Source organism: Geodermatophilus sp. SYSU D00814, assembly GCF_054050055.1.
Window position 1 is genome coordinate 113,424 of sequence record NZ_JBJGYP010000015.1, and the last position, 22,921, is coordinate 136,344.

The 22,921-nt window shown below is 76.0% G+C and carries 23 protein-coding genes; 2 read left to right on the forward strand and 21 right to left on the reverse strand.

What is annotated here, in order from left to right; genetic code table 11:
- Positions 1 to 121: 121 nt before the first annotated feature.
- From ACI780_RS13685 to pyrR, 14 genes are all read right to left on the reverse strand, one after another.
- Positions 122 to 2,068, reverse strand: coding sequence for a primosomal protein N' (locus ACI780_RS13685; RefSeq protein ID WP_457003502.1), 1,947 nt, complete (start codon positions 2,066 to 2,068; stop codon positions 122 to 124).
- 124 nt (positions 2,069 to 2,192) lie between these two features.
- The gene (gene metK / locus ACI780_RS13690) at positions 2,193 to 3,386 is read right to left on the reverse strand and encodes a methionine adenosyltransferase (RefSeq protein WP_456872247.1); all 1,194 of its coding nucleotides are present in this window, start codon (positions 3,384 to 3,386) and stop codon (positions 2,193 to 2,195) included.
- 75 nt (positions 3,387 to 3,461) lie between these two features.
- The gene (gene coaBC / locus ACI780_RS13695; RefSeq protein ID WP_456872246.1) at positions 3,462 to 4,706 is read right to left on the reverse strand and encodes a bifunctional phosphopantothenoylcysteine decarboxylase/phosphopantothenate--cysteine ligase CoaBC; all 1,245 of its coding nucleotides are present in this window, start codon (positions 4,704 to 4,706) and stop codon (positions 3,462 to 3,464) included.
- Positions 4,707 to 4,842: 136 nt separating this feature from the next.
- Complete coding sequence (rpoZ, locus tag ACI780_RS13700; protein ID WP_012949163.1) at positions 4,843 to 5,106, reverse strand: DNA-directed RNA polymerase subunit omega; 264 nt, start codon at positions 5,104 to 5,106, stop codon at positions 4,843 to 4,845.
- A 52-nt stretch (positions 5,107 to 5,158) separates the two neighbouring features.
- Positions 5,159 to 5,761, reverse strand: coding sequence for a guanylate kinase (gmk, locus tag ACI780_RS13705; RefSeq protein WP_456872245.1), 603 nt, complete (start codon positions 5,759 to 5,761; stop codon positions 5,159 to 5,161).
- A 56-nt stretch (positions 5,762 to 5,817) separates the two neighbouring features.
- Entirely contained in the window at positions 5,818 to 6,174 is a 357-nt protein-coding gene (gene mihF / locus ACI780_RS13710; protein WP_089404841.1) for an integration host factor, actinobacterial type, read from the reverse strand.
- Between the two features lie 292 nt (positions 6,175 to 6,466).
- Positions 6,467 to 6,760, reverse strand: coding sequence for a hypothetical protein (locus tag ACI780_RS13715; protein WP_456872244.1), 294 nt, complete (start codon positions 6,758 to 6,760; stop codon positions 6,467 to 6,469).
- A complete protein-coding gene (pyrF, locus tag ACI780_RS13720; protein ID WP_457003506.1) occupies positions 6,757 to 7,635 on the reverse strand; it encodes an orotidine-5'-phosphate decarboxylase in 879 nt (292 codons plus the stop codon). The genes ACI780_RS13715 and pyrF overlap by 4 nt, the downstream gene beginning before the upstream one ends.
- Positions 7,632 to 8,942 (reverse strand): dihydroorotate oxidase, encoded by a 1,311-nt coding sequence (locus ACI780_RS13725; RefSeq protein WP_457003508.1) that lies wholly within the window; start codon positions 8,940 to 8,942, stop codon positions 7,632 to 7,634. Before ACI780_RS13725 ends, pyrF begins: the two co-directional genes overlap by 4 nt.
- Positions 8,943 to 8,956: 14 nt before the next feature.
- Positions 8,957 to 12,250, reverse strand: a complete 3,294-nt coding sequence (gene carB / locus ACI780_RS13730) for a carbamoyl-phosphate synthase large subunit (protein ID WP_456872241.1) — start codon at positions 12,248 to 12,250, stop codon at positions 8,957 to 8,959.
- Positions 12,250 to 13,356, reverse strand: coding sequence for a glutamine-hydrolyzing carbamoyl-phosphate synthase small subunit (gene carA, locus ACI780_RS13735; protein WP_457003511.1), 1,107 nt, complete (start codon positions 13,354 to 13,356; stop codon positions 12,250 to 12,252). The genes carB and carA overlap by 1 nt, the downstream gene beginning before the upstream one ends.
- The gene (locus ACI780_RS13740) at positions 13,353 to 14,654 is read right to left on the reverse strand and encodes a dihydroorotase (RefSeq protein ID WP_457003513.1); all 1,302 of its coding nucleotides are present in this window, start codon (positions 14,652 to 14,654) and stop codon (positions 13,353 to 13,355) included. The genes carA and ACI780_RS13740 overlap by 4 nt, the downstream gene beginning before the upstream one ends.
- Positions 14,651 to 15,568 (reverse strand): aspartate carbamoyltransferase catalytic subunit, encoded by a 918-nt coding sequence (locus tag ACI780_RS13745; protein ID WP_457003516.1) that lies wholly within the window; start codon positions 15,566 to 15,568, stop codon positions 14,651 to 14,653. Before ACI780_RS13745 ends, ACI780_RS13740 begins: the two co-directional genes overlap by 4 nt.
- Positions 15,565 to 16,146 (reverse strand): bifunctional pyr operon transcriptional regulator/uracil phosphoribosyltransferase PyrR, encoded by a 582-nt coding sequence (gene pyrR, locus ACI780_RS13750; protein WP_457003518.1) that lies wholly within the window; start codon positions 16,144 to 16,146, stop codon positions 15,565 to 15,567. Before pyrR ends, ACI780_RS13745 begins: the two co-directional genes overlap by 4 nt.
- Before the next feature lie 231 nt (positions 16,147 to 16,377).
- On the opposite strand from pyrR, the gene bldD reads away from it, so the two are divergent.
- Positions 16,378 to 16,920 (forward strand): transcriptional regulator BldD, encoded by a 543-nt coding sequence (bldD, locus tag ACI780_RS13755; protein ID WP_089404849.1) that lies wholly within the window; start codon positions 16,378 to 16,380, stop codon positions 16,918 to 16,920.
- Between the two features lie 318 nt (positions 16,921 to 17,238).
- Entirely contained in the window at positions 17,239 to 17,388 is a 150-nt protein-coding gene (locus ACI780_RS13760) for a hypothetical protein (RefSeq protein WP_456872236.1), read from the forward strand.
- A 39-nt stretch (positions 17,389 to 17,427) separates the two neighbouring features.
- Here ACI780_RS13760 and nusB read toward each other — a convergent pair whose 3' ends face one another.
- The 7 genes from nusB to aroC are packed head-to-tail and all read right to left on the reverse strand — an operon-like array spanning position 17,428 to position 22,773.
- The gene (nusB, locus tag ACI780_RS13765) at positions 17,428 to 17,838 is read right to left on the reverse strand and encodes a transcription antitermination factor NusB (protein ID WP_456872235.1); all 411 of its coding nucleotides are present in this window, start codon (positions 17,836 to 17,838) and stop codon (positions 17,428 to 17,430) included.
- A 35-nt stretch (positions 17,839 to 17,873) separates the two neighbouring features.
- Complete coding sequence (efp, locus tag ACI780_RS13770; RefSeq protein WP_456872234.1) at positions 17,874 to 18,434, reverse strand: elongation factor P; 561 nt, start codon at positions 18,432 to 18,434, stop codon at positions 17,874 to 17,876.
- Complete coding sequence (locus ACI780_RS13775) at positions 18,435 to 19,556, reverse strand: M24 family metallopeptidase (RefSeq protein WP_456872233.1); 1,122 nt, start codon at positions 19,554 to 19,556, stop codon at positions 18,435 to 18,437.
- Complete coding sequence (gene aroQ / locus ACI780_RS13780) at positions 19,553 to 19,987, reverse strand: type II 3-dehydroquinate dehydratase (RefSeq protein WP_456872232.1); 435 nt, start codon at positions 19,985 to 19,987, stop codon at positions 19,553 to 19,555. The genes ACI780_RS13775 and aroQ overlap by 4 nt, the downstream gene beginning before the upstream one ends.
- A gap of 31 nt (positions 19,988 to 20,018) precedes the next feature.
- Positions 20,019 to 21,059 (reverse strand): 3-dehydroquinate synthase, encoded by a 1,041-nt coding sequence (aroB, locus tag ACI780_RS13785; RefSeq protein WP_457003522.1) that lies wholly within the window; start codon positions 21,057 to 21,059, stop codon positions 20,019 to 20,021.
- A gap of 5 nt (positions 21,060 to 21,064) precedes the next feature.
- Positions 21,065 to 21,598: a shikimate kinase gene (locus ACI780_RS13790; RefSeq protein ID WP_456872230.1), complete on the reverse strand. Its 534-nt coding sequence runs from the start codon at positions 21,596 to 21,598 to the stop codon at positions 21,065 to 21,067.
- Positions 21,595 to 22,773: a chorismate synthase gene (gene aroC / locus ACI780_RS13795; RefSeq protein WP_457003524.1), complete on the reverse strand. Its 1,179-nt coding sequence runs from the start codon at positions 22,771 to 22,773 to the stop codon at positions 21,595 to 21,597. Before aroC ends, ACI780_RS13790 begins: the two co-directional genes overlap by 4 nt.
- Positions 22,774 to 22,921: the final 148 nt, after the last annotated feature.

Genomic DNA, 22,921 nt, shown 5'->3' on the forward strand with positions numbered 1-22,921 from the left:
GCGGTCGCTCGGACCGCCCGGCGCGCGACGATCAGGTGAGCTCAGCGCACCGCGTCCTGGCTCAGCTCCGGCGGTGAGCCAGGACACCGCACGATCAGGTCACCTGATCGTGCGTCCGCCGTCAGACGAGCTCGAGCGGGTCGAGCTGCACGCGCACGTGCTCGCGCGCCTTGCGGGCACTGCGCACCCCCTGCACCGCGGCCAGCGCGGCGGCCAGCGCGGCACCCTCCCCCCGCGGCACCCGCACCAGGTACCGCGCCCGCTCGCCCTCCTGCCCCGGCCGCGGTGGCTCCGGGACCGGCCCGAGCAGGTCGGCGCCGTCGGGCAGCCGGGCGGCGTCGAGGAACTCCGCCAGGGCCGCCGGCGACCCCGAGACGGCGGCCATCCGGGTGGCCGGGGGGAAGCCGAGGGCGCGGCGGTCGGCGAGCTCGCGCGCGGCGAGCCAGCCCGGGTCCCAGCGCACCAGCGCCTGGACGACGGGGTGCGCGGCGTCGGCGGCGACGACGACCGAGCCGTGCGGGCGCACCAGCGTGGCGGCGTTCATCCAGCGGCGCAGCGTCTCCTCCCCCGCCCGCAGGTCCGCGCGCCCGAGCAGCGCCCACGAGTCGAGCAGCAGCGCGGCGCCGTAGCCACCCTCGGCCACCGGCTCGGCGCCCGGCGTGGCCACGACCAGGGCCGGACCGGACGGCACCGACGGCACCACCCCCGACGAGCGCCCCGACACCCGCACGGGCGCGCCGGGGAACGCGCGGCCGAGCTCCTCGGCGGTCCGGGCGGCGCCGACGACGGAGGCGCGCAGCTTGCTGCCGTGGCAGTGCGGGCAGTCGAAGGTGGCCGCCGGGCGGGCGCACCAGCGGCAGGCCGGCACCCGGGAGCCGCCCGGGCCCGGGGTGGGTGCGATGCCCAGCGGTCCGGAGCAGACGGCGCACCGGGCCGGTGCGCGGCAGCGGTCGCAGGACAGCCCCGGCGCGTACCCGGCGCGCGGCACCTGGACCAGCACCGGGGCGCCCTCGGCCAGCGCCGCGCGGGCCACCCGGTGGGCGAGGCTGGGCAGCCGGGCGGTGCGCGCCGCGGGGTCGCGGGCGAGCTCGGAGTCCTCGCCGAGGGCCTGCACGCGCGGGCCGGCCGCGCGCAGCGTGGCGCGGTCGGCGACGAGCTCGTGCGCCCAGCCGCTCTCCACCAGCAGCGCCGCCTCCGCCGTCCGCGCGGTGGCCGCGACCACCGCGGCGCACGAGGCCAGGTGGGCGCGGTGCAGCAGCACGTCGCGGGCGTGCGCGTAGGGCGCCCGGGGCTCGGCGTGCAGGTCGTCGCCGTCGTCCCAGACCACCACCAGGCCGAGGTCGGCGACCGGCGCGAACACCGACGCCCGGGTGCCGAGGACGACCCTCGCGCTGCCGCGGGCGGCGTCGAGGAACCGGCGGTAGCGGGCGTCGGGGGCGGCGTCGGCGCGGAGCACGACGAACGACCCCGCCGGCAGCCGCGCCGCGGCCGCGGCCTCCAGCCGGTCGAGGTCGCGGCCGTCGGGGACCACCACCAGCGCCCCGCGCCCGCCCGACAGCGCCGCCTGGCACAGCTCGGCCAGCCGGGCGGGCCAGTCCTCCCCCGGCAGCGAGGTCCACACCGCGCGGGCCGGGCGGCCCTCGGCGACGGCGGCCAGCAGCGCCGGCCCGGTCGGGTAGCGCGCGAAGCCGGCCGGGTCCGGGGGCGCCGGGGGCGCGGGCGGCTCGGCCGGCGGGCGCTTCTCGGCGGCGGCCCGGCGGGGCGGGACGGCCAGCCTCAGCACGTCGGGCAGCGTGCCGCCCCAGCGCTCGGCGACGGAGCGGGCCAGCGCGGCGACCTCCGGGGTGAGCACCGGCTCGGACGAGACCAGCTTGGCCAGCGGCGCGAGCGCCCGGCCGGACTCGCTGACGTCGGTGAGCTCCAGGACGAACCCGTCGACCAGCTGTCCGGCGAACCGCACCCGCACCCTGCACCCGGCCCGCACCTCGCCGGCCAGCTCGTCGGGGACGGCGTAGTCGAAGGCCCGGTCCAGGTGCGCCAACGGCACGTCGACGACGACCCGCGCCACCCGCGGCGTGCGGGTGCCCGGGCCGGCCGGCGCGTCCTGCGCGGGAGCCGAGGTCAGGGGGTCCTCCGTTCCGGCGGGGTCGTCGCGCAGCAGTGTCCCCGCCGGGTACGACGGTGCCGTGCGCTCAGCCCGCGGCGGAGCGCAGGGCCTCCACGCGGTCGGTGCGCTCCCACGGCAGCTCGACGTCGGTGCGGCCGAAGTGGCCGTAGGCGGCGGTGGGCCCGTAGATCGGCCGCAGCAGGTCCAGGTCGCGCACGATCGCGCCCGGCCGCAGGTCGAACACCGTGGTGACCGCCTTCTCCAGGACGTCGTCGGGCACGGTGCCGGTGCCGTGGGTGTCGACGAACAGCCCGACCGGGTGCGCGGCGCCGATCGCGTAGGCCACCTGCACCTCGCAGCGGCGCGCCAGGCCCGCGGCGACGACGTTCTTGGCCACCCAGCGCATCGCGTAGGCACCCGACCGGTCGACCTTCGAGGGGTCCTTGCCGGAGAAGGCGCCGCCGCCGTGGCGGGCCATGCCGCCGTAGGTGTCGACGATGATCTTGCGGCCGGTGAGGCCGGCGTCGCCCATCGGGCCGCCGATGACGAACTTGCCGGTCGGGTTGACCAGCAGCCGGTAGCCCTCGGTGGGCAGGCCCAGCGCGGTCAGCTCCGGCTCGACGACGAGCTCCTGCACGTCGGGGGTGAGCAGCTGCTCGATGGAGATGTCCTCGGCGTGCTGGGACGAGACGACGACGGTGTCGACGCCGACCGGCCGGTCGTCCTCGTAGACGACGGTGACCTGGGTCTTGCCGTCGGGGCGCAGGTAGGGCACCGAGCCGTCCTTGCGGACCGCCGACAGCCGGCGCGCGAGCCGGTGCGCCAGCGCGATCGGCAGCGGCATCAGCTCGGGGGTCTCGTCGGTGGCGTAGCCGAACATCAGGCCCTGGTCGCCGGCGCCCTGCCGCTCGATCTCGTCGTCGGCCGCGCCGGAGGTGCGCGCCTCGTAGGCGGTGTCGACGCCCTGGGCGATGTCGGGCGACTGGGCGCCGATGGAGACGCTCACGCCGCAGGAGGAGCCGTCGAAGCCCTTGCGGGAGGAGTCGTAGCCGATCCGCAGCACGGTCCGGCGGACGACGTCGGCGATGTCGACGTAGCCGGCGGTGGTGACCTCGCCGGCGATGTGCACCTGCCCGGTGGTGATCAGGGTCTCCACCGCGACCCGGCTGTGCGGGTCCTGGGTGAGCATCTCGTCGAGGATCGCGTCGCTGATCTGGTCGGCGATCTTGTCCGGGTGGCCCTCGGTCACCGACTCGGACGTGAAGAGGCGGCGTGGCACTCGGTTCTCCCTGCTTCGGTGACGGGCTCGCGGTCACGAGGTGGGGCGCGGGGCGGTCCGCGCCGGGGGAGCACGTTACCGGCGCGCCCCGGGCGGGGTGGCCGGCGGTCGGGCCAGCCGGGGCAGCACGGCCTGCCAGACCGCCGCCGCGACGGCGTCCTTGGTGCCGTGGGGCACGTCGGTGGCGCTGCCGTCGGCGGCCAGGACGACGGCGGCGTTGTCCGGCCGGCCGAACACCCCGCCGCCGGAGACGTCGTTGACGACCAGCAGGTCGCAGCCCTTGCGGGCGAGCTTGGCGCGGGCGTGGGCCAGCACGTCGCCGGTCTCGTCGCCGGTCTCGGCGGCGAACCCGACCACCAGCTGCCCGGGGGTGCGCTTGGTGACCAGCTCGGCGAGGACGTCGGGGTTGCGCACCAGCGGCACGCTGTCGGGCTCGCTCGCGCTGTCCTTCTTCAGCTTGGTGGCCGCGACCGTCGCCGGCCGGAAGTCGGCCACCGCGGCGGTCATGACCACGACGTCGGCCTCCGGCGCCTCGGCCAGCACCGCGGTGCGCAGCTCCTCCGCCGTCCCGACCGGGACGACGCGGACACCGAACGGCGCGGGCAGGTCGACGTTGGCCGCGACCAGGGTGACCTCGGCGCCGCGGGCGGCGGCGACGCGGGCCAGCGCCCACCCCTGCCGGCCCGAGGATCGGTTGCCCAGGTAGCGCACCGGGTCCAGCGGCTCGCGGGTGCCGCCGGCGCTGACCACCACGCGGCGGCCGGTGAGGTCGGCGCGCAGCGCGCCGGCGCCGGCGGTGAGCGCGACGTGGGCGAGCGCGGCGACGTCGGCGGGCTCGGGCAGCCGGCCGGGGCCGGAGTCGGGACCGGTGAGCCGGCCCACGGCCGGGGGCAGCACGACCGCGCCGCGGCGGCGCAGCGTGGCCACGTTGTCCTGGGTGGCCGGGTGCAGCCACATCTCGGTGTGCATGGCCGGCACGAACACCACCGGGCAGTGCGCGGTGAGCAGCGTGGCGGTGAGCAGGTCGTCGGCCCGGCCGGCGGCGGCGCGGGCGAGCAGGTCGGCGGTGGCCGGCGCGACGACGACGAGGTCGGCGGTCTGCCCGATCCGGACGTGGGCGACCTCGGGCACGTCGGACCACACGTCGGTGGTCACCGGGTGGCCCGACAGCGCCTCGAAGGTGGCCGCGCCGACGAAGTGCAGCGCCCCGGGGGTGGGCACGACGCGGACGTCGTGCCCGGCCTCGGTCAGCGCACGCAGCAGCAGCGCGGCCTTGTACGCGGCCACGCCCCCGGCGACGCCCAGCACGATCCGGCTCATGCGCCCCATCCTCCCGCAGAGACGACGACACCCCCGGCACCGAGTACCGGGGGCGTCACTCGCAGGGGCCTGGAACGGCCCCCTCGCAGGGCCCCGCCGCGAGCCTGCGAGCGGTGGGGGGCGAGGGGGTGCTCCGTCAGTTCTCGCCGGCGGTGTGGGTCAGCAGACCCTCGTTGATCTCGCGGAGGGCGATCGACAGCGGCTTCTCCTGCGGCGCGGTGTCGACCAGCGGGCCGACGTACTCCAGGAGGCCCTCGGAGAGCTGGCTGTAGTAGGCGTTGATCTGCCGCGCACGCTTGGCGGCGAAGATCACCAGACCGTACTTGCTGCTGGTGCGCTCGAGCAGCTCGTCGATCGGCGGGTTGGTGATGCCCTCGGGGGCAGGTGCGACTCCGGACACGGGCGCAGGACTCCTCGGCTGGTTCGGCGGGAGTGAGGGGCCTCGGGGGCCGTCACTCGGAGGCGCCGGTCGTCTCCGACGACGGCGCAGCGAGCAAGGATACCAACTCGTCGGCGGCCCTGGCGACGTCGTCGTTGACCACCACGACGTCGAACTCCCCCGCGGCGTCCAGCTCGGCCTGCGCGATGGCCAGCCGGCGCTCCTGCACGGCGGGCGGCTCCGAGCCCCGGCCGGCCAGCCTGCTCTTCAGCTCCGCCCACGACGGCGGCGCGAGGAAGACCAGCTGGGCCCCGCCGTCGCGGGCACGGACCTGGCGGGCGCCCTGCAGCTCGATCTCCAGCAGCGCCGGCGCCCCGGTCGCGAGTCGCTCGCGGACCGGGGCGGCCGGTGTGCCGTAGCGGTTGCCGGCGTACTCCGCCCACTCCAGCAGGCCGTCCTCGGCGACGAGCCGGTCGAACTCGGCGTCGTCGACGAAGTGGTAGTGGACGCCGTCCACCTCCCCCGCCCGGGCCCGCCGGGTGGTCACCGACACCGAGACCCACACCTCGGGGTACCGGCGGCGGACCTCCGCCACGACGGTGCCCTTGCCGACCCCCGAGGGCCCGGAGAGCACCGTGAGGCGCGCCGGGACCGGGGACCGTGGTGCAGTGGGCAACGCGTCGTCCTCGTCCTCGGTGCGGTGGTGCGGTGTGGTGCGGCAGGCGATCCCGGTCAGCTGGCCGAGTCGGCGGGCACCTGGTCGGCGACCACCTGCTCGCCCCCGAACTCCGACTCCAGGGCCCGGCGCTGGTTGGCGCCCAGGCCGCGGACCCGGCGGGTCGGGGAGATCTCGAGCCGCTCCATGATCTTCGCAGCACGCGCCTTGCCGACGCCGGGCAGGGACTCCAGCACCGCCGACACGCGCATCTTCCCGATGACCTCGTCGGTCTCGCCCTGGCGCAGGACGTCGCCGACCGTGGCGCCCTTGCTCTTGAGCCGCTCGCGCAGCTCGGCACGTGCCTTGCGGGCCGCGGCGGCCTTCTCCAGGGCGGCGGCGCGCTGTTCCGGGGACAGGTCAGGCAGGGGCATGGTGCGTCCCAATCGTGTCGTCGCGGGGGCCTGCGCCCCGGCGTCTCGGTGCTGTGTCCGTGCCGTGCGGCACCCGTGGTCTCGGGCCCGGCGGTCAACCTAGTAACCGGGAATCCGCAGGTCACGCGCGGTGCGCGCGGAGTTTCCGATCTCCGTCCGTCCGCTCCTCACGCTCTGTCCACGGGCTGTGTGACGGTGCGTGAGAGCCGCAGGTCACGAAGTATACGGAACGTATTAGGTCCGCATCGATGCGGGGAGACACGCGGAGGACGACACGCCGGGGACCTGGAACTCAGCGGGCGGAGCGGCGGCCCAGCACCCACCCGCCGACCCCCGCGAGCACGAGCGCCCCCGCCACGAGCAGGCCCGCACCCACCAGGTGGCCCCGGTCCCAGAGCACCGCCCACCCGTCGTCGAAGGTCAGGGTGAGCGTGCTGTCGTAGGCGTCCACGGGCTCCAGCGGCGCGGAGCCGCGGGGGATCCCCGCGGCCGCCGGGTGGGTGTTCGTCCACCAGAACACGGCCACCCCCGCGACGGCGAGGGCCGCGCCCAGCAGCCCGAGCCCCCAGGGCAGCGCCCGTCTCACGCCGCGAGCTCCCCCGCCCACCGCGCCGCCGCCGCGCGCAGGGCGGCCGGGTCGGGGCCGGCGGCGAGCACGTCGCGGGAGACGGTCGGGACGACGGCGCGCCCGGCGCCGAAGAGCCGGCGCAGGTCCGCCGGCGTCCCGCCCTGGGCGCCGAGCCCGGGCGCGAGCACCGGGCCGCCGAGCCCGTCGAGGTCGACGTCGAGGTCGGGCAGGGTCGCCCCGACCACGACGCCGAAGGACCCGGTGGCCGCCCCCCAGCGGCTGCCGAGGTCCTGCACCGCGCCGAGGTCGGGCAGCGGGTCGCCGACCACCCAGCCCGGGGTGTTCCAGCCGCGCACGGTGTCGACGACGACCTGCGCCACCGACCGCTCCCCCACCGCCGCGGACTGCAGCGCGCCGGCGTCGGGGTTGGAGGTGCGGGCCAGCACGAACAGCCCGCCGCCGGTGAGCCGCGCGGTGTCCACGGCCGGCTGCAGTGCGCCGGGGCCGAGGTAGGGGCTGACGGTCAGCGCGTCGACGGCGCACGGGTGCCCGGGCCGCAGCACGTCGGCGTAGGCGTCCATCGTGGAGCCGATGTCGCCGCGCTTGGCGTCGAGCAGCACCAGCGCGCCGGCCGCGCGGGCCCGGGCGACGCCGTCCTCGAGCACCGCCAGGCCGCGCGAGCCGTGCCGCTCGTAGAACGCCGACTGCGGCTTGAGGACGGCGACCTCCCCGGCCAGCGCGCCGACGACGGCGTCGGTGAACCGGGCGAGGCCGTCCGGGGAGTCGGGCAGGCCCCAGCGCTCCAGCAGCCCGGCGTGCGGGTCGAGGCCCACGCACAGCGGGCCGCGCGCGGCGACGGCGTCGGCCAGCCGCTGCCCGAACGGCGCGGTCACCTCGGCACCGCCCGCGGCAGGGTGTCGCCGTGCGCGGCGATGCAGTCGCGGGCCAGGAACGGGTCGGCGAACGCGCCGGAGGCCGACTGCACCGCGTCGGCGCCGGCGTCGTACAGCGCCCGGAACGACGCCGGGTCGGTCACCCCGCCCATCGCCAGCACGTCGAAGCGGTGCCCACCGGCCTCGCGCAGCGCGACCAGGCGGCGGGTGAGGTCCAGCGCCTGCCCGCGGACGGCGGCCCCGGACAGCCCCGCGACGGCGCGGCCGGGGAAGGTCGGCTCGCCGTCGCTGCGCACCACCCGGCGGGCGACCGTGTTGATGCCCGCCACGCCGTCGACCAGCGGGGCCAGCCGGGGCACCAGCGCGGCGAGGCGCTGCTCGTCGAGCCACGACAGCTTGGCGACCAGGCCGGTGCGGTCGTCGAGGTCGCGGCGCACCGTCTCGACCACCGCGACCGTCGCGTCGGCGTCGAGGCACAGCGGCGGCTGCACGCCGTCGGGGGTCGCGGTGAGCGTGTTGGGGCAGGAGAGGTTCAGCTCCACCACCGTCGCACCGGCCTCCTGTGCCAGCCGCGCCGTCGCGGCGAAGTCCCTGGCCAGGGCCGGGCCGTCCCCGGAGCCCATGACGCTGACCAGCAGCAGCTGGTCGTGGTCGACCGCGGCCAGCGACCGCTCGAGGTCGGGCATCCACTCCTCCGGCGGCGGCGAGGGCACCCCGAAGGAGTTCACCGTGCTCACCCCGGGGTCCCCGGGCTCGACCCAGTCCCACGGGTCGGAGACGACGACGTCGCCGTCCGGGGGCCGTGGCGCGAAGGTCCAGTTGGGCCGGGCGTTGGGCTCGTGGGCGCGGCTGCGCACCGTCTTGTAGGTGAGCACGCTGAACCCGTTGCGCGCGTGGAAGCGGACCCACTCCTCCCCGCCGGCCAGCACGCACGCGGGCACGCCGATCGGGAAGCCGACGTCGCGGCCGAGCACCCGCCACCGCCGGTCCCCCGCGCGCGGGCGCTCCGGCAGCCGCGGGCCGACCGGCGTCGCCAGGTTCTCCCGGTAGGAGCGGAGCAGGTCGTAGGACGGCGTCCGCACACCGTGCGCGGCGAGCACCCCGCCGTGCCCGGCGAGGAACAGCACCCGGGTGAGCAGCGGCAGGTCGCTCGTCCCGGCCTCCCCCGCCGCGAGCCGGCCGGCGAGCGCGGCCGCGGGGGCGACCAGGGCGTCGAGGTCGGGCGGCGTCGCGAAGCGGGCGAGGCCGGCGGCGTAGGCCGCGGCCAGCCCGTCGAGGAGCCCGCGGGCGACCAGGTCGTCGCGCACGGCCCGGACGGTCGTCACGACGGCGTGGACAGCGCCGCGTGGACCTCCTGCAGGCTGCGCACGCCCAGGCCGCCGCGGCGCAGCGCCTCGATCCCCTGCACCGCCGCGGCCATGCCCTGCACCGTGGTGATGCACGGGATGTCCGCGGCGACGGCGGCGGTGCGGATCTCGTAGCCGTCCAGCCGCGGCCCGCTGTTGCCCGGGGACCCGAACGGCGTGTTGACGACGATGTCGACGTCGCCGGCGAGGATCCGCTCCACGCAGTTGCCCGGGCCCTCGCTGTACTTGCCGACCACCTCGCACTCGACGCCGTTGCGGCGCAGCACCTGCGCGGTGCCGGCGGTGGCCAGCACGCGGAAGCCGAGGTCGGCCAGCCGCTTGACCGGGAAGACGGCGGCCCGCTTGTCCCGGTTGGCCAGCGAGACGAACACCGTGCCGGTCGTGGGCAGCGGGCCGTAGGAGGCCACCTGCGACTTGGCGAACGCGGTGCCGAAGCCGTCGTCGAGGCCCATGACCTCGCCAGTGGACTTCATCTCCGGGCCCAGCACGGTGTCGACGCCGTGGCCGTCGACGGTGCGGAACCGGTGGAAGGGCAGCACCGCCTCCTTGACCGCGATCGGCGCCCGCTCGGCCAGGTCCGCGCCGTCGCCGGTGGCCGGCAGCACGCCCGCGGCCCGCAGCTCCGCGATCGTCTCCCCCACGGCGATCCGGGCCGCGGCCTTCGCCAGCGGCACGGCGGTCGCCTTGGAGACGAACGGCACCGTCCGCGACGCCCGCGGGTTGGCCTCCAGCACGTACAGGACGTCGTCCTTGAGCGCGTACTGCACGTTGAGCAGCCCGCGGACGCCGATCCGGGCGGCCAGCGCCTCGGTGGCGGTGCGGATCCGCGCGAGGTCCGCCGAGACGAGCGTGATCGGCGGCAGCGCGCACGCCGAGTCGCCGGAGTGGATGCCGGCCTCCTCGATGTGCTCCATGACCCCGCCGAGGTAGAGCTCGGTGCCGTCGTAGAGCGCGTCGACGTCGATCTCGACGGCGTCCTCGAGGAACCGGTCGACCAGCACCGGGTGGGCGGGGCTGACGTCGGTGGCCTTGGCGATGTAGGCCTCGAGCGTGGCGTCGTCGTAGACGATCTCCATGCCGCGGCCGCCGAGCACGTAGGACGGGCGCACCAGCACCGGGTAGCCGATGGTCGCGGCGATGCGGCGCGCCTCGGCGAAGGCGGTGGCGGTGCCGTGCTCGGGCGCGCGCAGGCCGGCGTCGGCCAGCACGCGGGAGAACGCCCCGCGGTCCTCGGCGGCGTCGATGGACTCCGGCGAGGTCCCCAGCACCGGCACCCCGGCGTCCTTGAGCCGCTGCGCCAGGCCCAGCGGCGTCTGCCCGCCGAGGGTGCACACCACCCCGGCGACCGGGCCGGCCGCCCGCTCGGCCTCGACCACCTCGAGGACGTCCTCGAAGGTCAGCGGCTCGAAGTAGAGCCGGTCGGCGGTGTCGTAGTCGGTGGAGACGGTCTCGGGGTTGCAGTTGACCATCACGGCCTCGTAGCCGGCGTCCTGCAGCGCCATGACCGCGTGCACGCACGAGTAGTCGAACTCGATGCCCTGGCCGATCCGGTTGGGCCCCGAGCCGAGGATGAGCACCGCCGGCTTCTCCCGCGGCTCGACCTCGGTCTCCTCGTCGTAGGACGAGTAGTGGTAGGGCGTGCGGGCGGCGAACTCCGCGGCGCAGGTGTCCACCGTCTTGAACACCGGCCGGATGCCGAGGCGCCGGCGCAGCACCCGCACGCCGTCCTCGCCGGCGAGCTCGGGCCGCAGCGCCGCGACCTGGCGGTCGGAGAGCCCGTGCCGCTTGGCCCGCCGCAGCAGCTCCGGCGTCAGCGACGGCGCTGCGCGCACCTGCTCGCCCACCTCGTGCACCAGCGCGACCTGGTCGACGAACCAGGGGTCGAAGCCGCTGGCCTCGGCCACCTGCTCCACCGTCGCGCCCGCCGCCAGGGCCCGCTCGGCCAGGTACAGCCGGCCGTCGACGGGCGTGCGCAGCGCCTCGAGCAGCTCGGCGGCCGAGCGGTGCTCCGGCGGCCCGGTCCAGAACCCGGCGGCCTTCGTCTCGGTGGACCGCATCGCCTTGCCCAGCGCCTCGGGGAAGTTGCGGCCCAGCGCCATGACCTCGCCGACGCTCTTCATCGTCGTGGTCAGCCGCGGGTCCGCGCCGGGGAACTTCTCGAAGGCGAACCGCGGGATCTTCACCACGACGTAGTCCAGCGCCGGCTCGAAGCTGGCCGGGGTGACGCCGGTGATGTCGTTGGTGATCTCGTCGAGGGTGTAGCCGATCGCGAGCTTGGCGGCGATCTTCGCGATCGGGAAGCCGGTCGCCTTCGACGCCAGCGCGCTCGACCGCGACACCCGCGGGTTCATCTCGATGACGACCAGCCGCCCGTCGGCCGGGTTCACGGCGAACTGGATGTTGCAGCCGCCGGTGTCGACGCCGACCTCGCGCAGCACCGCGATGCCGACGTCGCGCATCCGCTGGTACTCGACGTCGGTGAGGGTCATGGCCGGTGCGACGGTGACCGAGTCGCCGGTGTGCACGCCCATGGCGTCGACGTTCTCGATCGAGCAGACGACGACCACGTTGTCGCTGCGGTCGCGCATGAGCTCGAGCTCGTACTCCTTCCAGCCGAGCACCGACTCCTCGACGAGCACGGTGTGCACCGGGGAGTCGGTCAGGCCGTGGCCGGCCATCCGGCGCAGCATCGGCTCGTCGGTGGCGAAGCCCGAGCCCAGCCCGCCCATCGTGAACGACGGCCGGACGACCACCGGGTAGCCGACGTCGGCGGCGGTGGCCAGGGCCTCCTCGACGGTCGAGCAGACCCGCGAGCGCGGGGTGTCGGCGCCGACCGCGCGGACGATGTCCTTGAACAGCTGCCGGTCCTCGCCGCGGTTGATCGCGTCGACGTCGGCGCCGATGAGCCGCACGCCGTACCGCTCCAGCGTGCCGTTCTGGTACAGGCCGATGGCGATGTTGAGCGCGGTCTGCCCGCCGAGGGTGGCCAGCAGCGCGTCGGGGCGCTCCCGGGCGATGACCCGCTCGACGAACTCCGGCGTGAGCGGCTCGACGTAGGTGGCGTCGGCGACCTCGGGGTCGGTCATGATCGTCGCCGGGTTGCTGTTGACCAGGCTGACCCGCAGCCCCTCGGCGCGCAGCACGCGGCAGGCCTGGGTGCCGGAGTAGTCGAACTCCGCGGCCTGCCCGATGAGGATCGGCCCGGAGCCGATGACCAGGACGTGCGAGATGTCGGTTCTCCTGGGCATCAGCGGGCCTCCCCCATCAGGTCGGTGAACCGCTCGAACAGCGGCGCGGCGTCGTGCGGCCCCGCGGCGGACTCGGGGTGGAACTGGACGCTGAACGCCGGCGCGTCGAGGCAGCGCAGCCCCTCGACGACGTCGTCGTTGAGGCCGACGTGGCTGACCTCGACCCGCCCGTGGGGGGTGTCGGTGGCCCGGTCCAGCGGCGCGTCGACGGCGAACCCGTGGTTGTGGCTGGTCACCCGCACGGTGCCGCTGACCCGGTCGAGCACCGGCTGGTTGAGCCCCCGGTGGCCGAAGCGCAGCTTGTAGGTGCCCAGGCCCAGCGCGCGGCCGAGCAGCTGGTTGCCGAAGCAGATGCCGAACAGCGGCCGGCCGGCGTCGAGCACGCCGCGCACGGCGGCCACCGCGTAGTCGGCCGCGGCGGGGTCGCCGGGCCCGTTGGAGAGGAAGACGCCGTCGGTGCCGTGCCGCAGCAGGTCGTCGGCGGTCGCCGTCGCGGGCAGCACGTGGGTCTCGACGCCGAGGGCGGCCAGGTGCCGCGGGGTGGCGGTCTTGATGCCCAGGTCGAGCGCGGCGACGGTGAACCGCCGCTCCCCCACCGCCGGCACGACGTAGGGCGCGCGGGTGCTCACCTGCGGCGCGAGGTCGGCGCCGACCATGCTCTCGGCGGCGCGCACCCCGGTGAGCAGCGCGTCGGCGTCCAGCGACTCGCTGCTGATGCCCGCCCGCATCGCGCCGCGCTCGCGCAGGTGCCGGGTCAGTGCGCGGGTGTCGACGCCGCTGATGCCGACGACGCCCTGCGCGGCGAGCTCGTCGTCGAGGGTGCCGGTGGCCCGCCAGTTCGCCGGGCGGCGGGCGGGGTCGCGGACGACGAACCCGGCCACCCACATGTGGCGGCTCTCGTCGTCCTCGCCGTTGACGCCGGTGTTGCCGATGTGCGGCGCGGTCATCGTGACGATCTGGCCGGCGTAGCTGGGGTCGGTGAGCGTCTCCTGGTAGCCGGTCATCCCGGTGGCGAACACCGCCTCGCCGACCGTGGTGCCGACCGCCCCGTAGGCCTCGCCGCGGAACGTCCGCCCGTCCTCCAGGACGAGCACAGCCTCTGTCACCGCACAGCCTTCCCGTCGAGCACCGTCGCCTCGCCGCGCAGGAACGTCGCGACCACGCGGCCGGGCAGCTCACGCCCGGCGTAGGGGGTGTTGCGGCTGCGGCTGGCCAGCGCGGCCGGGTCGACGACGACCCGGGCGGCGGGGTCGACCAGCAGCAGGTTCGCCGGCTCGCCGGGCGCCAGCGGGCGGCCGTGCGCCCGGTCCCCGGCCCCGTCGAGGCGGCCGATGGCCGCCGGGCGGACCGACATGCGGTCGGCGACCCCGGCCCAGTCCAGCAGGCCGGGCTCCACCAGCGTCTCGACGACGACCGACAGCGCCTGCTCCAGCCCGAGCATCCCGGGCCGGGCCTGCGCCCACTCGCTCTCCTTGTCCTCCACCGCGTGCGGGGCGTGGTCGGTGGCGACGGCGTCGATCGTGCCGTCGGCCAGCCCGGCCCGCAGCGCCCGCACGTCCTCCTCGGTGCGCAGCGGCGGGTTGACCTTGAACACCGGGTCGTAGGACTCGGCGCAGGCCTCGGTGAGCAGCAGGTGGTGCGGGGTGACCTCGGCGGTCACCTGCACGCCGCGGGACTTCGCCCAGCGCAGCAGCTCCACCGACCCGGCGGTGGACACGTGGCAGACGTGCAGCCGGGCGCCCACGTGCTGGGCCAGCAGCACGTCGCGGGCGATCACCGCCTCCTCGGCGGCGGCCGGCCAGCCGGTGAGCCCGAGCCGCGCCGAGCGGTCGCCCTCGTTCATCTGCGCGCCGGCGGTCAGCCGCGGCTCCTCGGCGTGCTGGGCGACGACGCCGTCGAAGGCCTTCACGTACTCCAGCGCGCGGCGCATGAGCGCGGGGTCGGCGACGCAGTGCCCGTCGTCGGAGAAGACCCGCACCCGGGCGGCGGAGTCGGCCATCGCGCCGAGCTCGGCCAGCCGCTCGCCGCGCAGGCCCACGGTCACCGCCCCGACCGGGACGACGTCGACCAGCCCGGCCTGCCGGCCCAGCCGCCACACCTGCTCGACGACCCCGGCGGTGTCGGCGACCGGGTCGGTGTTGGCCATGGCGTGCACCGCGGTGAACCCGCCCAGCGCCGCGGCACGGCTGCCGGTCTCCACGGTCTCGGCGTCCTCGCGGCCGGGCTCGCGCAGGTGGGTGTGCAGGTCGACCAGGCCGGGCAGGGCGACCAGCCCGTCGGCGTCGACGACGGTGGCGCCGGTCGCGCTCAGCCGCTCGCCGACCGCGGCGATCCGGCCGTCCTTCAGCAGCAGGTCGGCGGGCTCGCCGCCGAGGACGCGCGCCCCCTTGACGAGCACGGTCACGCGTTGCCTCCCAGGAGCAGGTACAGCACGGCCATCCGCACGCTGACGCCGTTGCCGACCTGCTCGACGATCGTCGAGCGGACCGAGTCGGCGACGTCGGCGGCGATCTCCATGCCGCGGTTCATCGGGCCGGGGTGCATGACGATCGCGTCGTCGGACAGCGCGGCCAGCCGGAGCGCGTCGAGGCCGTAACGGCGGCTGTACTCCCGGGCGCTGGGGAAGAACGAGGCGTTCATCCGCTCGGCCTGGACCCGCAGCATCATCACCGCGTCGGCCTTGGGCAGCACGGCGTCGAGGTCGTAGGAGACCTCCACCGGCCAGGAGTCCACGCCCACCGGCAGCAGCGTCGGCGGGGCGACGAGGGTGACCTCGGCGCCCAGCGTCGTCAGCAGCCACACGTTGGAGCGGGCCACCCGGCTGTGCAGGACGTCGCCGACGATCGTCACCCGGACGCCGTCGAGGCGGCCCAGCCGGCGGCGGATCGTGTACGCGTCCAGCAGCGCCTGGGTGGGGTGCTCGTGGGTGCCGTCGCCGGCGTTGACCACACTGCCCCGCACCCAGTTCGCCAGCCGGTGGGGCGCCCCGGAGGCGCCGTGCCGGACGACGATCGCGTCGCTGCCCATCGCCTCGAGGGTGAGCGCGGTGTCCTTGAGGCTCTCGCCCTTGGAGACGCTGCTGCCCTTGGCGGAGAAGTTGATGACGTCGGCGGACAGCCGCTTGGCCGCCAGCTCGAAGGAGATGCGGGTGCGGGTGGAGTCCTCGTAGAAGAGGTTGACCACCGTGCGGCCGCGCAGCGTGGGCAGCTTCTTGACCTCGCGGCCGGCCAGCGCCTGGTCGATCTGCTCGGCGGTGTCGAGCACCAGCGTGGCGTCGTCGCGGTCGAGGTCGGCGCTCTCCAGCAGGTGCCGCTTCACTGGCCCTCCCCCTCCGTCACCAGCACCTCGTCGGCGCCGTCGGTCTCGGTCAGGTGGACGCGCACCTGCTGGGTGCGCGCGGTGGGCACGTTCTTGCCCACGTAGTCGGCGCGGATCGGCAGCTCCCGGTGGCCGCGGTCGACCAGGACGGCGAGCTGGACCGCCCGCGGGCGGCCGAGGTCGCGCAGCGCGTCCAGGGCCGCGCGCACCGAGCGCCCGGAGAACAGGACGTCGTCGACGAGGACGACCAGCCGGCCGTCGATGCCCTGCGCCGGAAGGAGGGTGTCCTCCAGCGCCCGGACGCCGCGCAGCCGCAGGTCGTCGCGGTAGAGGGTGATGTCGACGGTGCCGACGTCGACCGCCGTGCCGCTGAACGCGGCGACGCGGGCGGCGAGGCGGCGGGCCAGCGGGGCGCCGCGGGTGGGGATGCCGATCAGCACGAGGTCGGCGAGGGCGTCGCCGGCCTTCTCGATCAGCTGGTGCGCCATGCGGTCGACCACACGGGCGACGTCGGCGGGGGCGAGCAGGACGCCGGCGGTGGACGTGCGGCTCGCAGCAGGCTCGCGAGAGCCGGCCATCAGGCCTCCTTCCCCGCCTCACGGGACGGGTCGTTAAAGGAGCGGATCGGACCGGTGCCGACCGTACTGCACGCGGTCGGGTGAACGTGCCGCGCCCCGGGGTGCCGCAGGTGGCCCTGCGTGGACGAGGATGCGCACGGACGAGGGATGTGCTGTCGTGACTCCCGCGTTACCAGTACGCTGCGTGACGACCGAGCCCTCCACACGACGACGGACAGTGAGCAGACACGGATGAGCACGGACTACTCGCGGGCCCTCGGTGCCCGGCTGCGGGCGATCCGCAACCAGCAGGGCCTCTCCCTGCAGGGCGTGGAGGACAAGTCGCACGGCCGCTGGAAGGCCGTCGTCGTCGGGTCCTACGAGCGCGGTGACCGGGCGGTCACCGTGCAGCGCCTCTCGGAGCTGGCGGTCTTCTACGGCGTGCCGGTCTCCGAGCTGCTGCCCGACCCGCGCCCCTCCTCGGCCGTCACGTCCACCACCAAGATCGTGCTGAACCTCGAGTCGCTGGGCTCGCTGCCCGCCGACGAGGCCGGCCCGCTGGCCCGCTACGCCTCGACCATCCAGGCCCAGCGGCACGACTACAACGGCAAGGTCCTCTCCATCCGCGCCGAGGACCTCAAGTCGCTGGCGATCATCTACGACATGAGCCCCGACGAGCTGACCACCCGGCTCATCGAGTGGGGCGTGCTCAACCCCGGCGGCATGGACGGCCTCGGCGCCGCCGGCGCCGACGACGAGGACGACGCCTGGGACCGCCGGCGCGCCCCCCGCTGACGGAGGACCCTCTCACCCCCCACCGCTCGCGAGCTCGCGTCGGGCCCCTGCGAGGGGGCCGTTCCAGCACGTCACCAGGCCCGTCCCGGCTGCTGCCGGGGCGGGCCTCGTCGCGTCCGGGGGCGGTCGGGTCCGCGGTCCGTGCACGCAGCGCGGTCCGCGGGCCCGGCCGGCCGCGGTACGTGCACCTCCCGCGCGCGGGACGGCTCCCGGGCCGCGGCGCGTGCACACGACGAGGGCGCAGGCCGGTCACCGGGAACTGTCAGGGGGCGCACCTAGCGTCGGCGGCACCGACACCGCGCCCCCGAGGAGTCCTGCGTGAGCACCGCCCCGCCCGTCCCGATGCCCGACCCCGAGGTCCTGCTGGCGGCCGACCTGCGGTCCGCGCTGCGCCGGGCGCGGCGGCTGAACGCCGGGGTCCGGGCGGCGGCGATGCTGGCCGCCGCCGAGGCCGGCGTGCGCGGCTGAGCCTGCTGGGGAGGCCGGCTCGAGCGGCCTGCCCGGGGCTCAGGAGGAGGTGGGCACCTCGGCGTCGAGGATGGCCCCGAGGACGCCGTTCACGTAGGCCGGCGAGTCGTCGGTGGACAGCGCCCGCGCGAGCTCCACGGCCTCGTCGATGACGACGGCGTCGGGCACGTCGTCGACCCACAGCAGCTCGAAGACCGCCATCCGCAGGATCGCCCGGTCGACGTCGGGCAGCCGCTCCAGCGACCAGCCGCGGGCGTGCTGCCCGATCAGCTCGTCGATGCGCCGGGCGTGCGCGGCGACGCCCTCCACCAGCCGGACCGCGTGGTCGGGCACCGGCGGGTCGGCGAGCGCCACGCGCTCGCGCAGCAGCTCCAGCGCGTCGGCGCCCCGCAGGTCGGCGGCGTAGAGGACGTCGACGGCGCGCTTGCGCGCCTTGGTGCGGGCGGCCATCGGACGGGTCCGGGGTGCGGTGCCGGGATGCGGGGTCAGTTGGCGCGGCCGAGGTACCGGCCGTCGCGGGTGTCCACCTTGAGCTTGTCGCCGGTGTTGACGAACAGCGGCACCTGGATCTGCGCGCCGGTCTCCAGGGTGGCCGGCTTCGTCCCGCCGGTGGAGCGGTCGCCCTGCAGGCCCGGGTCGGTGTGCTCGACGACGAGCTCGAGGGTCACCGGGAGCTCCACGTACAGCGGCGTGCCCTCGTGCACGGCGACGACGGCCTCGGTGTTCTCCAGCAGGTAGTCCGCGCCGCTGCCGACGGTCTCGGCCGGCACGTGGATCTGGTCGAACGTCTCGCCGTCCATGAAGACGAAGTCGGCGCCGTCCTTGTACAGGTAGGTCATGTTCCGCTTGTCGACGGTGGCCGTCTCGACCTTGGTGCCGGCGTTGAAGGTGCGGTCCACGACCTTGCCCGAGAGCACGTTCTTCAGCGTGGTGCGCACGAACGCACCGCCCTTGCCGGGCTTGACGTGCTGGAACTCGGTGACGGACCACAGCTGGCCGTCGAGGTTGAGGACCATGCCGTTCTTGAGGTCGTTGGTGGTAGCCATCTAGAGGACCAGCAGTTCCTTGCTCGTGAGGGTCAACAGTTCGGGCGCGTCACCGGTGACGACGAGGGTGTCCTCGATCCGGACACCGCCGTGGCCGGGGAGGTAGACCCCCGGCTCCACGGTGACGGCCATGCCGGCGGTCAGCCTACCCGCGCCGAGCGGGCCGATGCCCGGTGCCTCGTGGATCTCCAGGCCCACGCCGTGGCCGAGGCCGTGCGTGAAGTGCTCGGCGTGCCCGGCGGCGGCGATCACGTCGCGGGCGGCGGCGTCGACGGCGACGACGTCGGCACCGACGGCCAGCGCCGCCCGCCCGGCCGCCTGCGCCTCGGCCACCAGGGCGTGGATCTCGCGCTGCCAGTCGGCGGCGTGCCCGAGGACCAGCGTGCGGGTCATGTCCGAGTGGTAGCCGTCGACGGTCGCGCCGAAGTCCAGCTTGAGGAGGTCGCCGCCGGCCAGCACCGTGCGGTCGGGGCGGTGGTGCGGGATCGCCGAGTTGGCGCCGGTGGCCACGATCGTCTCGAACGACGGCGCCTCGGCCCCCAGGGTCAGCATCCGGGCGTCGAGCTCCCGGCCGACCTCGAGCTCGGTGCGCCCGGGCCTCAGCGCGCCCTCGGCGGCGAGCTCGGCCAGCGCCTGGTCGGCGACCGCGCAGGCCCGCCGCAGGGCGTCGACCTCGTCGTCGTCCTTGACCGCGCGCAGCGCCTCCACCGCCCGCTGCACCGACACCAGCTCGGGCACCGTGCCGCCGGCGGCGGCGTCGGTGAGCACCCGCTGCAGCTGGGCGTGCCCGTCGACGGTGACCTCGTGGCTCTCGTAGCCGAGCCGCCCGGCGCCGCGCCGCACCGCCTCCTGGGCGAGCGCCGGCACGGTGGCGCGGTCGACGAGCAGCTCGACGTCGGGCACCTGGGTGCCGGCCTGGGTGGTGTAGCGGCCGTCGGTGCCGAGGACGTCGCCGCCGTCGGTGCGCAGCAGCAGCGCGCCGTTGGAGCCGGTGAAGCCGGTCAGGTAGCGCACGTTGAGGAGGTTCGTGACCAGCACGGCGTCCAGGCCGCGCTCGGCCGCCGTCGCCCGCAGCCGCTCGCGCCGCTGCGCCTCCCGCCGCTGCGCCCCGCTGCCGCTCACCGCGCGCCCCGCAGGGACAGCCACTGCAGGGCCAGCACGTAGCCCTCGATGCCCAGGCCGGCGATGACGCCGTCGGCCACCGCCGACACGTAGGAGTGGTGCCGGAACGGCTCGCGCTTGTGGACGTTGCTGATGTGCACCTCCACCAGCGGCGCGCCGAGCGCGGCGAGCGCGTCGTGCAGCGCGACCGAGGTGTGCGACCAGGCCGCCGGGTTGAGCACCACGGGGTCACCGGCGTCGGTGGCCTCGTGGATCCAGCGGAGCATCTCCGCCTCGTCGTCGGTCTGCCGGACGCGGACCTCCAGGGCCAGCTCGCGCCCGGCGTCCTCGAGCAGCTCGACGAGTTGCGCGTACGTCGTCGTCCCGTAGACCTCGGGCTCGCGGGTGCCGAGCCGGCCGAGGTTGGGGCCGTTGAGGACCTGGACGGTCACGCTGCCTCCGTCGGGGTGGTGGGGCGGGTGGTCACGCGGCGACCGCGGCCCACGCCGCGTCGAGCCATGCGGGATCGGGGTCGGTGAGGATCCCCGGGTCGCCGAGGCCGTCGAGGACGACGAAGCGCAACGTCGCGCCGCGGGCCTTCTTGTCCACCCGCATCACCGCCTGCAGCGCCGCCCAGTCCCCGGCGTAGCGGGTGGGCAGGCCCATGGCGGTGAGCAGGTCGCGGTGCCGGTCGGCCTCGGCCCGCGACAGCCGCCCGGACTGCACGCCGAGCTCGGCGGCGAACACCAGCCCGACGGCGACCGCCTCGCCGTGCCGCCAGCCGAAGTCCTCGACGCGCTCGATGGCGTGGCCGAGGGTGTGGCCGTAGTTGAGGAACTCGCGGACGCCGGTGTCGAAGAGGTCCTGGCCCACCGCGTCGGCCTTCACCCGGACGGCGCGCTCGACGAGCTCCTCGGTGTCGCGGCGGCCGGTGGGGTCGGCCTCGAGCAGGTCGAGGATCGTGCCGTCGGCGATGAGGCCGCACTTGACGACCTCGGCCATGCCGGCGCGGAACTCCGCCTCGGGCAGCCCGGCGAGGACGTCGGTGTCGGCGAGCACGCCGGCCGGCGGGTGGAACGCGCCGACGAGGTTCTTGCCCGCGCCGGTGTTGATGCCGGTCTTGCCGCCCACCGCGGCGTCGACCATGCCGAGGACGCTGGTAGGCAGGTGCACGACGCGCACGCCGCGCACCCAGGTGGCGGCGAGGAACCCGGCGAGGTCGGTGACCGCTCCCCCGCCGACGCCGACGACGGCGTCGGAGCGGGTGAGCCCGAGCCGGCCGAACTCCTCCCACGCGGCGGCGGCGACGGCGGCGGTCTTGGCCGCCTCCCCGTCGGGGACGACGACGGCCTCGGCGGCCACCCCGGCGGTCTGCAGCGTCTCGACGGCGGCACCGGCGAGGGCGGCCAGCGGCGGGGCGTGCACGACGGCGGCCTTCGGCGTGCCGGCCAGCACCAGGCCCAGTTCGGCCTGCGCGCCGGGGCCGATGACGACGTCGTAGGGCTCCTCCCCCGCGACGGTCACCCGCCTCACCGGGCGGTCCCGGCGGGCAGCGCGGACAGCACGTCGGCGACGACGTCGTCGGGGGTGCGGCCGCCGGTGGGGACGACCGCGGTGGCCACCTCGGCGTACAGCGGGGCGCGCTGCTCCAGCAGGGTGCGCAGCATCGCGCGGGGGTTGACCGCCAGCAGCGGGCGGTCGCGGGACAGGCCGGCGCGCTTGGCGGCCGAGGGCAGGTCGACGTCGAGGTGGACGACGGTGCCGCCGTCCCGCCCGTAGGCCACGAGCAGCTCGCGGCTGGCCGCGCTGAGCACCGCGCCGCCGCCGAGGGCCAGCACGCCGTCGTGCCCGGTCAGGGCCGCCGCCACGGCGGCCTCCTCCAGCGCGCGGAAGTGCGGCTCGCCGTGCGTGACGAACAGGTCGGCGACGGTGGTGCCGGCCCGGGCCTCCACGTCGGCGTCGGTGTCGCGGAAGGGCACGCCGAGCGCGGCGGCGACCGCCGTGCCGACGGTGGTCTTGCCCGACGCGGGCGGGCCCACGAGCACGAGGAGGGGCCGGCTCACCGGAACGGGAGGGCGTCGAGGTAGGCGCGGGCGTTGCGGGCGGTCTCGGCCACCGAGTCGCCGCCGAACTTCTCCAGCGCGGCGTCGGCGAGCACGAGGGCGACCATCGCCTCCATCACCACCGACCCGCGCGGCACGGCGCAGGCGTCGCTGCGCTGGTTGATCGCGACCGCCGCGTCGCCGGTGGCGACGTCGACGGTGGCCAGCGCCCGCGGCACGGTGGAGATCGGCTTCATCGCCGCACGGACCCGCAGCACCTCGCCGGTGGTCATGCCGCCCTCGATGCCGCCGGCGCGGTCGGTGACCCGCCGCAACCGGCCGTCGGCGCTGACGATCTCGTCGTGGGCGACCGAGCCGCGGCGGCGGGCGGTCTCCAGCCCGTCGCCGACCTCGACGGCCTTGACCGACTGCACGCCCATGAGCGCGGCGGCCAGCCGGGAGTCCAGGCGGCGGTCCCAGTGCACGTGGCTGCCCAGGCCCGGGGGCAGGCCGTGGACGACGACCTCGACGACGCCGCCGAGGGTGTCACCGTTCTTCCGGGCGTCGTCGACCTCGGCGACCATGACCGGGCTGGTGGCCGGGTCGGCGCAGCGCACCGGGTCCTCGTCGATGCGCGGGTTGTCCTGCGGGCCGGGGACGACGCCGTCGGGGACGGTGACCGGGCCGATCGCGACGACGTGGCTGACCACCTCGACGCCGAGCGCCTGGCGGAGGAACGCCCGCGCGATCGTGCCGAGGGCGACGCGGGCGGCGGTCTCGCGGGCGCTGGCGCGCTCGAGCACCGGGCGGGCGTCGTCGAAGCCGTACTTCTGCATGCCGGCGAGGTCGGCGTGGCCGGGCCGCGGGCGGGTCAGCGGGGCGTTGCGCGCCTGGCCCTCGAGCACCTCGGGGTCGACCGGGTCCGGCGACATGACCGTCGTCCACTTGGGCCACTCGGTGTTGCCCACCTGCACCGCGATCGGGCCGCCCATGGTCAGGCCGTGCCGGACGCCGCCGGTGAGGGTGACCTCGTCCTGCTCGAAGGACATCCGCGCGCCGCGGCCGTGGCCCAGGCGGCGGCGGGCGAGGTCGACGTCGAGGTCGGCGGTCTGCACCCGCACGCCGGCGGGCAGTCCCTCGAGGACGGCGGTGAGCTGCTGGCCGTGCGACTCACCGGCGGTCAGCCAGCGCAACATGCCCCGGAGTGTAGGAGCCGACGCCCCGCCCGCCCGCGCCGCCCGGGCGATGATCAGGTGACCTGATCGTGCGGCGGGGGGCCGCCCCGCCCCCCCCCCGGGGCGGGGGCCCCGGGGCTGGGGTCCCCAAAAGGGGGGGCCCCCGGCC